Genomic DNA, 1036 nt, shown 5'->3' with positions numbered 1-1036 from the left:
TCAAGGCTGAAAAGTAGATGTGCTTAAGAATACGACCGTCCTCGAAATGAGAGATGAACCCTGTGGTTAGCAAGTCACCAATCGCCAAATTGGCTTTGGTTCCATGATAGAACGGTCCTTGCACCTGCTTGTAATTATCATGAGAGATGGGAATCCAATCTTTTACCATTTTAAGACCCTTAATTGTTGGGATTTGGCTGCCTAACTTTGTTTTAGGGCGACTGCCCTGCTGCGTAACATCGTTGCTGCTCCATAACATCAAACATCGACCCACGGCGTAACGCGCTTGCTGCTTGGATGCCCGAGGCATAGACTGTACAAAAAAACAGTCATAACAAGCCATGAAAACCGCCACTGCGCCGTTACCACCGCTGCGTTCGGTCAAGGTTCTGGACCAGTTGCGTGAGCGCATACGCTACTTGCATTACAGTTTACGAACCGAACAGGCTTATGTCCACTGGGTTCGTGCCTTCATCCGTTTCCACGGTGTGCGTCACCCGGCAACCTTGGGCAGCAGCGAAGTCGAGGCATTTCTGTCCTGGCTGGCGAACGAGCGCAAGGTTTCGGTCTCCACGCATCGTCAGGCATTGGCGGCCTTGCTGTTCTTCTACGGCAAGGTGCTGTGCACGGATCTGCCCTGGCTTCAGGAGATCGGAAGACCTCGGCCGTCGCGGCGCTTGCCGGTGGTGCTGACCCCGGATGAAGGGGTTCGCATCCTCGGTTTTCTGGAAGGCGAGCATCGTTTGTTCGCCCCGCTTCTGTATGGAACGGGCATGCGGATCAGTGAGGGTTTGCAACTGCGGGTCAAGGATCTGGATTTCGCTCACGGCACGATCATCGTGCGGGAGGGCAAGGGCTCCAAGGATCGGGCCTTGATGTTACCCGAGAGCTTGGCACCCAGCCTGCGCGAGCAGCTGTCGCGTGCACGGGCATGGTGGCTGAAGGACCAGGCCGAGGGCCGCAGCGGCGTTGCGCTTCCCGACGCCCTTGAGCGGAAGTATCCGCGCGCCGGGCATTCCTGGCCGTGGTTCTGGGT

The 1036-nt window shown here is 56.6% G+C and carries 2 protein-coding genes; one reads left to right on the top strand and one right to left on the bottom strand.

What is annotated here, in order from left to right; all coding sequences use genetic code 11:
* On the bottom strand, positions 1 to 310 hold a 310-nt coding region (locus tag R7Z41_RS24450; protein WP_318141698.1), incomplete at its 3' end, for an NAD(+)--rifampin ADP-ribosyltransferase.
* A 31-nt stretch (positions 311 to 341) separates the two neighbouring features.
* Between R7Z41_RS24450 and intI1 the strand changes: the two genes are divergently transcribed.
* Positions 342 to 1036: class 1 integron integrase IntI1 (gene intI1, locus R7Z41_RS24445; RefSeq protein WP_318141697.1), on the top strand; the 695-nt coding region annotated here is incomplete at its 3' end.

The sequence above is a fragment of the Vibrio sp. 1457 genome, from assembly GCF_033340195.1.
GTDB classification, from domain to species: domain Bacteria; phylum Pseudomonadota; class Gammaproteobacteria; order Enterobacterales; family Vibrionaceae; genus Vibrio; species Vibrio alginolyticus.
Note: the sequence above shows the minus strand (reverse complement) of the source record. Positions and strands in the feature narration are given on the sequence as shown.